We start from the raw sequence: 8,601 nt of genomic DNA, 5'->3' as shown, positions 1-8,601 counted from the left end.
GACCTCGGCCAGAGCGCGTGATCAGGTTTGCTGAACATTGTGGCTAATCATGAACAGTATTGATCTTTTCCTCCAAGTGCAAGCGATGGACACGGAACATGAGGATAGTCTGCTCACGCGCGTTGCCGAGGCGCTGCGCGGCCATGGCCTGACCGTTGCAGTCGATCGCGTGTACGAATCACCGCCGGATCGGCGGGGCCTTACCTGGTTGCGTATCGGCCGGTGGAGTGGTCGTTACGAGTACGCGGCGGCTGCGTGGCAGAGACTCTCAAGGGCGACCGTGGGGGCCACGGTCGCTCAACTGCGCCATCCAAGGGACGCCGGCGCGCCTCCGGTACTTCTGGTCACCGAGCACGTCACACCCCCGCTCGCCGAGTTGCTGCGCGGCCACGAGCAGCAATTCGCCGACGCTGCCGGGAATGCCTATCTCGATACCGGAGGGCTGTTCGTCTATGTGACCGGCCGGAAGCCGCAGCCGAAGCGACTGGCCGTGAAGGAGGTCAGAAGGTTCACGACGAGCCGGCTCAAGGTCCTGTTTGCGTTGATCTGCACGCCTGAACTGGTGGCCGCGCCTTATCGTCTGATCGCCGCCGCCGCGGGCGTGGCTCTGGGCAGCGTGTCGACGGTGCTCGCCGGCCTGCAGCGCGATGGTCTGCTGCTTCGCACGGAGGGGCGTCGCTGCCTCTGCGCAGACAAGCGCCTGCTCGACGACTGGGCGCACGGCTACGCTTTGGGCCTGCGTGGCAAGACGCTCAGCGGACGCTACGTGGCTCCGCATTTCGCCGAATGGCGCAACTGGCGTCTCAATCCGGAGCAGGCGCGCTGGGGTGGCGAGCCTGCGGCCAAGCTGCTCGGCTGCGATCTGTCGCCGAGCGTGCTGACGCTCTATGGCGACCGCTTGCCGGCGCGTCTCGTGACCCGCGAGGCGCTCGCCGCGGCGGGCCCAGTCGCTTACGAGAACCTCCTTGAACTGCGCCGGCCCTTCTGGGGGCCCAGCCTTTGCACCGGCGAGCGACACGCGACGGTCGCCACGCCCCTCGTCTATGCCGATCTTCTGGCCACCGGCAACCGGCTCTGCGTCGACGCAGCAGAGAACGTCTACGACACATATCTGGCTCGCCGCTTTCCGTCACGCTGACTTGCATTGCTCAGTGTCCCACGAGGCCCGTGTTCGCCGCGTGTCCGTTCGACCAGCGAGTAGCGTGTTGCGGCAACGCCCGAAGCGACGATCAGGGCCATCCCCAGCCACGACGATGCCCCATGTGCTTCGCTCCACAAGATTCTTTCGAAGGCGCTCGCGAAGATGACCGTCGAATAGGCGAGGGCAGCGCTCAGCAGGGTACTGCCGGCTGCGTAGGCGCGGGTCATGGCCAGCTGTGCGGCAGTGGCGAAGCCGGCAACCCCGAAGAGCAGAGCGGCGCTGCGCGGGTCGATCGCGTGGATCTCCGATCCGAGCAGCCATGGGCCCGCGCCCGCCGAGGATACGAGAGAGAAATAGAAGACGGTGCGCGTTTCCGGCTCGCCACGAGCGCCAAGTTCGCGGACACTGAAATACGCCATGCCGGCCAGCGCGCCGGAGGTCAGACCCAGCGCCACGCCGACAATCTGGTCCGGACCAAGGGTCGGCCTGAGCAACAGCGCGACGCCCGCGAGGCCCACGACCAGCGATCCGAAGCCCCCGGCCTGCAGTCGTCGTCCGGAAATCGCCAGATAGATGCCCAGGAATATCGCCGACGTGTAGTTCAGAGTGACTGCCGTGGCCAGTGGAAGCAGGGTGATCGCCGAGAAATAGGTGAACAGCGCGGCGAAACCAAGGATGCCCCGGCTGATCTGCCAACGCCACTGGGCGGTTGCCAGGGTGACGCCACGGACGCGAACCAGCACGAAAACCAGGATCAGTGAGACGACACTGCGGTAGAAGACGATCTCGCCGGCAGAGTGGGTCAGCGCAGCGAGCTTGACGCAGACGCCCATGCACGCAAAGCAGAGGCTGGCGAGGAGCATCCAGAAGGATTGCATGCCCAGGCGTCCCGATCATCCAAACCGGCAATTCTATGGGCAAAGCGCTCAGGCGTACCGGCTGATGAAGAATTGGGCTACAGTCGCGCAACACGCAGCACCAGGAGAGACCGAGTTTGCCCAGCAGATCGAACGGACAGTCGCTCGCCACGCTCGAGTTGGGGGACCGGGGCAATCGGCGCCGCTGGCCAGGCTTGCCATCCGGGCCACTGATCCGGCGGGATTGGCATCGGCGATGAGTACGGCGCGCCCGCTCCGCTGGTGGCTGGCCTGGCGTCTGGCAATCGCCGGCGTTCTGCCGCTGGCCGTGGTCGCTGGACTGTTGCTCGGCGTGCTGTTGCCGTACACGCTGGCTGATGTCGAAGCGAGTCATGCGGCTTTGGGACGGGCCATATCCGGTCAGATCGAGGAGCACCTGCGAAGCGCTGGCCGGGAACTGTCCGCGGTAGCCGATTACCTCAGGCAACACGAAGACGCCCCGGCCAGCCAGCGCCGCGAGGCGATCCTCAGCGCGCACGCCGGTGCCGGGGATCTTTTCGCGGCGATCTACCTCGCGAGTCCACGCGACACCCTCGTAGCCATCGGGCTGCCGCGCGGGCAAGGCAGTCACCGCGACGTTCTGCTGGGTATCGACCTGTCCCGCTGGGGGGTTCTCCGGGAGGCTCGCCAGCGCGGCGAACCCTTCTGGTCGGATGTCTTCCTGTCGGCGGTCAGCGGGCGGTTCGCGGTCAGCCTGGCCATTCCAATCGGTGAGCAGGTGCTGATCGGCGAAGTGGCCATCGATCGTCTATCAGAGTTCCTTGGGTCGTTGAGCAGCGAGCCGCGGATGCTGACCATGGTTCTCGACCGGCACGGGCAGATCGTCGCGCATCCCGACACCCGGCTGAGCAGCCAGCAGCTCAACCTCGGGAATCTGCCGATCGTCAGCCAAGCTCGAGAAGGTCGATTGACGGATCACCGGATGGTGCTCAACGGTGAGGAGTTCATCGCCACGCTGGTCAGCGTGCCCCAGTTCGGCTGGATGGTTCTCGTCGCCGAGCCGCGCGGTGAAGCCTTGCGCCCGCTGGTGACCACCTCCTGGGTGCTTGCCGCGGGTGTTCCGGCGACGTTGCTGCTGGCGACGATGGCGACGCTGCTGCTGGCTCGCGGAATCGCGCGGCGGATCGGCGGCTATGCGCAGCAGGCCCACGCACTGGCCGAAGGACATTATGAGCAGCCGTGGCCGTTGTCGCGGATCAGGGAACTCGACAGCCTGGCTCACGATCTGGACCGGATGTCGCAGGCGATCCGCCAGCGCGAGCGGGCGCTCAAAGACAGCGAAGCGCGTTACCGTTCGGTGATCAGCAATGCTCCTCTGGTCATCTTCCGGTTCGACGAGCGTGGCGTCTTCCTGTTCAGCGAAGGGCAGGGACTGGCGCGCGCCGGGCTGACGCCATCGCAGGCGGTGGGCCAGTCGCTGTTCGATCGCTATCGCGAGTGTCCGGAAATCTGTGCCCGCGCGCGTCGCGCGCTGGCTGGCGAAGAGCAACAGTTCGTCTCGCGAATCGGTGACGTCTTCTTCGATACCCATTTCACTCCGCTGCGCGACGCCAGCGACAGACTGCAGGTCATCGGCGTGGCTCTGGACATCAGCGAGCGCGTGCGCGCCGAGGAGGAGCTGCGCCAGGCTAATCTGGTCGTCGAGAACAGCCCGGCGATGCTCTTTCGCTGGCGGGCCGAGGCTGGTTGGCCGACGGTCTTCGCGTCGCGCAACGTCAAACAGCTCGGCTACTCGCCGGAAGATCTGGTCGAGAGCGGATTGCGTTTCGCGTCGCTGATTCATCCCGAGGATCTCGAACGGGTCGCCTCGGACATCGATTCCTTTGTCGAACGGGGGATCGACCACTTCGAGCAGGAGTATCGACTGGTCTGCCGGGACGGCTCGGTGCGCTGGGTCGACGATCACACCGCAGTCGAGCGCGATCGCAACGGGAAGGTCACCCACTATCAGGGAATCGTCATCGATATCAGTGAGCGCAGGCAGGCCGAGGATGCTCTGCGCCGAGCCAACCGGCAACTGCGCATGATTGGTGACTGCAACCAGGCGCTGAGTCGCGCCAGCGACGAAACCGGACTGCTCGGAGCGCTGTGCCGAATCATCGTCGAGGCCGGGGGATACGGGATGGCCCGGGTGGACAGTACCGACGGCAGAGGGAGCCCGCTGCGGCGAGTCGCCTCGGCCGGCGACGTTCTGGGTCGCACGCAGGGGACTTCGGTCGGCGACGCTGGCGGAGGCGAAGAGAGTGACTCGCTGAGCCACGCCGACGGCGCGTTCGGGCCTCAGCAGCTGGCCGGAGGGTGCACCCCGGGGGCCTGTGCAAGCCAGGAGTCAGGATTCCGCTGCGCGTCACTCTGCGTCTTGCCGATCCAGGCTGGCGGGCAGCGCTTTGGCGTGCTGACTATCTACGCGGCTCGGCCCGATGCCTTCGACAGCGGGGAACTGGCGCTGCTCGACGGACTTGCCGGTGACCTGGCCTTCGGCATCGTTGCGCTGCGCACGAGGAAGCAGCGCGACGAGGTTGATGTCGCTCTGCGCGAGAGCGAGGCGCGCTACCGCCTGCTCTTCGACAGTAATCCGCAACCGATGTGGGTCTTCGACCGACGAACACTGGCGTTCCTGACGGTCAACGACGCAGCTGTGGCGACCTATGGCTATACGCGCGAAGAGCTGCTGGGCATGTCGCTGGCCGACCTCAATCCGGGTGAGGAAACGCCTCTGCTCAGCGAGGACGTCGTTGCCGTCGAGGAAGCCAGCGACTACACTGGCTTCTGGCGGCATCTACGCAGGAACGGGACGATCATCGACGTCGACATCGTGGCCCATCCGATCTCCTACCAGGGATGTCCGGCCGAGCTCGTCCTGGCCAACGACGTGACCGAAAGGAAGCGCGCGGAACGGGCCCTTCTCGAAAGCGAGATCAAGTACCGCGAACTGGTCGAGAACGCGAACAGCATCATTCTGCGCCTCAACCCAGAGGGAAGAATCGCCTTCATCAACGAGTTTGGACTCAAGTTCTTCGATTATCCGGAGGCAGATCTGCTCGGCAGACCGGCACTCGGGACGATCGTACCGCTCGACGGCGATGACGGCCAGCGCGGGCTGTCGGCCAGGGAACTTTCCCTGAACCCGGAGCGCTTCGAACACCAGATCAGCGAGAACATGCGCAGGAGTGGCGAACGCGTCTGGGTGGCGTGGACCAACAAGGCGATTCTCGACGATCAGGGCCAGCTGGTCGAGGTGTTCAGCGTCGGCTCGGACATCACCGAGCGCAAGCGGGTCGAGGAAGAGCTCGCGAGACAACGTGAGCACCTCGAGGAGCGTGTCGTCGAGCGCACCAGCGAGCTGCGGCAGGCGATGGCGCAGCTCGTCCAGGCAGAGAAGCTCGCTGCTCTGGGCAACCTGGTTGCCGGCGTCGCGCATGAGCTGAACACGCCGCTGGGCAACGCCCGGGTCGCCGCGAGCGTGCTCGCCGAGCAGTGGAGCGATTTCACCGCTGCGGTCAGGGATGGCAAGCTGAGCCGTTCGCAGCTCGACCGATTCCTTGTCCGTGGGCGCGAGGCGATCGACCTGCTCGAGCGCAACAGCGCGCGCGCCGCCGAGCTGATCGGCCATTTCAAGCAGGTGGCCGCGGATCAGAGCAGTGCCCGACGACGGACCTTCGACCTGCAGCAGACCGTCCAGGAAATGCTCGTCACCCTGCGCTTGAGCTTTCGCAACAGTGAACATCGGATCGACGTGGATATCCCGCCGGGACTCGAAATGGACAGTTATCCAGGGCCGCTCGAACAGATCATCACCAACCTGATCAGCAACGCGTTGACCCACGGTCTGGCTGGTGTTGAATCGGGGAAGGTCGAGCTGCAGGCGCGCCCGCAGGGCGAGGGCCAAGTCGTTCTCCGGTGCAGGGACGACGGCGTTGGCATCCCGAAGGCCATCTTGAGCCGCATTTTCGAGCCGTTCTTCACTACGCGCCTCGGGCAGGGAGGCAGTGGCCTGGGTCTGTACATCGTATACAATCTCGTGACCAGTGTGCTCGGTGGGACCATCGAGGTGGTCAGTACTCCTCGCGAAGGCGCGACCTTCACGCTGGTCCTGCCCCGCGTCGCTCCAGAAAGGAGTGCCGCCGCTGTCGACGACGAATCTCCCGGCAGCCGTTCGACAGGGCAGTCGTGAAGCCATCGCCACGACCAGCCCGAAAGGCCAGCTGCAGGCCAGTCGACGACCAGGGAGTCAAGGCAGCCTGAAGATGCCGGGCGAAAAGGCAACGGTCGTTCGGGACGTCGTGCTCGTCGGAGGGGGACACAGCCACCTCGGTGTGCTGCGGTGTCTGGCTCGCCAGCCGCTGGCTGGGGTGCGCCTGACGCTGATTTCGATTGACAGCCATACTCCATACTCGGGGATGCTTCCGGGCTACGTCGCGGGGCACTATCGCTACGAACAGACGCTGATCGATCTTCGCTGCCTGGCCCGGTACGCTGGTGCCCGTTGCTACGTCGACGAGGTGATCGGTATCGACCGCGAGTCTCGCCTGGTTCTCTGCCGTGATCGGCCACCGGTGTCCTACGACATGCTGTCGATCAACATCGGCTCGACACCGCACTCCGACGCTGTGCCCGGGGCGGCCGAGTACGCGACGCCGGTCAAACCGATCGCCCGCTTCAACGAGCGCTGGCTGCGTCTGCTCGATCGCGTACGGTCTCGGCCGGCGGTGACCACCTTTGCCGTCGTCGGTGCGGGGGCGGGCGGGGTCGAAATGATTCTCGCGATGCAGCATCGCCTGCGTTGCGAGCTGCGCGCGTTGCGCAGGAGCCCCGACGACCTGCGTTTCCATCTGCTTTCGGCGAGCGCGGAGATTCTGCCCCGGCACAATGCCGGCGTCAGGCGCTGCTTCGACCGTCTTCTCGCCGAGAGGAACGTGATCGTGCACCGTGCAGCGGTAGTGACCAGGGTCTTGCCCGGGTCGGTCGGCCTGAGCAGCGGCGATTCTCTGGCCATCGACGAAGTCGTCTGGGTCACCCAGGCCGGTGGCGCTCCGTGGCTCCGCGAAAGCGCGCTGTCGCTGGACGGCAGTGGCTTCATCGAGGTCCGCAATACGCTCCAGACGGTCAGTGATCCGCTGATCTTCGCGGCCGGAGACTGTGCCGCGTTGGTCAGCTCACCGCTCGAAAAGTCGGGCGTTTTCGCCGTGCGTCAGGGTGAGGTGCTGGCCGCGAACCTGCGACGGCTTGCCTTCGGGCAGCCGCTGCAGGATTACCGGCCGCAGCCGCGGTGCCTGGCGCTGATCGGGACCGGCGACGAGCAGGCCGTCGCTTCGCGCGGGGGTATGTATGCACGGGGTCACTGGGTGTGGCTCTGGAAGAGCTGGATCGACCGGCGCTTCATGGGCCGTCTGGCGATGCGCAGTGCGGGCAGCGGGGCGTCCGCGACGGGCTCGCCAATGGCAGATCTCGACGAAGCTCAGACAAGCGAGGCGCGGTGCGTGCTGGCCGGATGCTGTTTGCCGGCCGGTTGGGCAGTCCCCGCCACGCGAGACGGTTCATTGGATTCTTTCCTCGGCGGGCCAGGCGGCGGAGCGACGTTGCGCACTTCGCTCCCTCCCGACACGGGGGGGGCCTCGGCGGCGCAAGCCGGCGAGAGGATCAGGACGGTCGACTTTCTGGTGGCTCCGGTCGATGATCCCTGGCTCTTCGGACGGATGGCGGCCGCGCACGTGTTGAGCGAGTTCTTTGCCAGGGGCGGGGAAGCACAGGCGGCGCAGATCCTGGTCGTCGTTCCCCCGGGATGTGAACGCAAGATCGCCGGAGACGTTGCGGCGGTTTGTCGGGGTGTGGACAAGGAACTGCAGGCTTCCGGATGTGCGTTGACCGCCGTGCGGACGGTTTCCGGAAACGAGTTCGCCGTCGTTCTGGTGACCGATGGCCGGCCTGGGCCCAGAGCGCAGACTTGGCGTCTCCCGGCAGGCATTCGGGAGGGAGACGTGCTGATGGTCAACAAACCGATCGGCATCCCTACGCTGCTTGCCGCGCATCGCCGGTTCCCGCTCCCCGGGCGGTACATCGACGAGGCGCTGCGGCTGCTGGTCGAGTCCAACCAGGGGGCAGCCAGCTGCTTTCGCGAGCATGGTGCGACGGCCTGCATCCGTCTCGAGGGTTTTGGCCTGCCCGAACAGCTCACAGCGCTCGTCAGTCGGGTTGGGCTGGCGGCCGAAATCGACACGGCTGCGGTGCCAGTCGCCGATGGCGCCGCGATGGCGCTGGCGCTACTGCTTCCCTGCGGGTCGCGGCAGGATGTGCATCGGGTCTGGGGCAGCCCGGACCGGAATCCTTCGGAGCCGGCCCCGGAGAGGATCGGAGCGACGTTGTTTCGCATGGGGTTGACCGCCGGCGGCCTGCTCGCCAGCGTCCCGGGCGCAAGGGCTGCGGGTTGCCTGCGGGCGCTGCGGGCGCTCGGTTACACGAGAGCGGCGTCGATCGGGCGAGTGCGGACGGCCGGTTCGTATCCTGAGCACGGGCGCTTTCTGATAAGCTGCTAAGTTTGGCCTG

Annotated in this window: 4 protein-coding genes; 3 read left to right on the top strand and 1 reads right to left on the bottom strand. The window is 66.0% G+C overall.

Annotated elements, in window-relative coordinates; all coding sequences use genetic code 11:
- The first annotated feature begins 85 nt into the window (after positions 1-85).
- Positions 86-1,138, top strand: coding sequence for a type IV toxin-antitoxin system AbiEi family antitoxin (locus NFW05_RS05305; RefSeq protein ID WP_295303281.1), 1,053 nt, complete (start codon positions 86-88; stop codon positions 1,136-1,138).
- Here NFW05_RS05305 and NFW05_RS05300 read toward each other — a convergent pair.
- Positions 1,099-2,019 carry a DMT family transporter gene (locus NFW05_RS05300; protein WP_295303279.1) on the bottom strand — a complete coding sequence of 307 codons (921 nt, stop codon included), beginning with the start codon at positions 2,017-2,019 and terminating at the stop codon, positions 1,099-1,101. The genes NFW05_RS05305 and NFW05_RS05300 overlap by 40 nt on opposite strands.
- A gap of 235 nt (positions 2,020-2,254) precedes the next feature.
- On the opposite strand from NFW05_RS05300, the gene NFW05_RS05295 reads away from it, so the two are divergent.
- Together NFW05_RS05295 and NFW05_RS05290 are read left to right on the top strand one after the other, a co-directional pair.
- A complete protein-coding gene (locus NFW05_RS05295; RefSeq protein WP_295303277.1) occupies positions 2,255-6,232 on the top strand; it encodes a PAS domain S-box protein in 3,978 nt (1,325 codons plus the stop codon).
- A gap of 73 nt (positions 6,233-6,305) precedes the next feature.
- On the top strand, positions 6,306-8,591 hold the full coding sequence (locus NFW05_RS05290) for an FAD-dependent oxidoreductase (protein WP_295303275.1): 2,286 nt from the start codon (positions 6,306-6,308) through the stop codon (positions 8,589-8,591).
- Positions 8,592-8,601: the final 10 nt, after the last annotated feature.

This window comes from Accumulibacter sp. (assembly GCF_023806625.1).
GTDB lineage: Bacteria > Pseudomonadota > Gammaproteobacteria > Burkholderiales > Rhodocyclaceae > Accumulibacter.
The sequence above is the reverse complement of the archived record's forward strand: the minus strand, read 5'-3'. Positions and strand labels throughout refer to the sequence as shown.

Bases quoted from the DNA above. Each gene is read 5' to 3' on its own strand.
- NFW05_RS05305 (WP_295303281.1), top strand. From the start codon at position 86: ATGGACACGGAACATGAGGATAGTCTGCTCACGCGCGTTGCCGAGGCG.
- NFW05_RS05300 (WP_295303279.1), bottom strand. From the start codon at position 2,019: ATGCAATCCTTCTGGATGCTCCTCGCCAGCCTCTGCTTTGCGTGCATG.
- NFW05_RS05295 (WP_295303277.1), top strand. From the start codon at position 2,255: ATGAGTACGGCGCGCCCGCTCCGCTGGTGGCTGGCCTGGCGTCTGGCA.
- NFW05_RS05290 (WP_295303275.1), top strand. From the start codon at position 6,306: ATGCCGGGCGAAAAGGCAACGGTCGTTCGGGACGTCGTGCTCGTCGGA.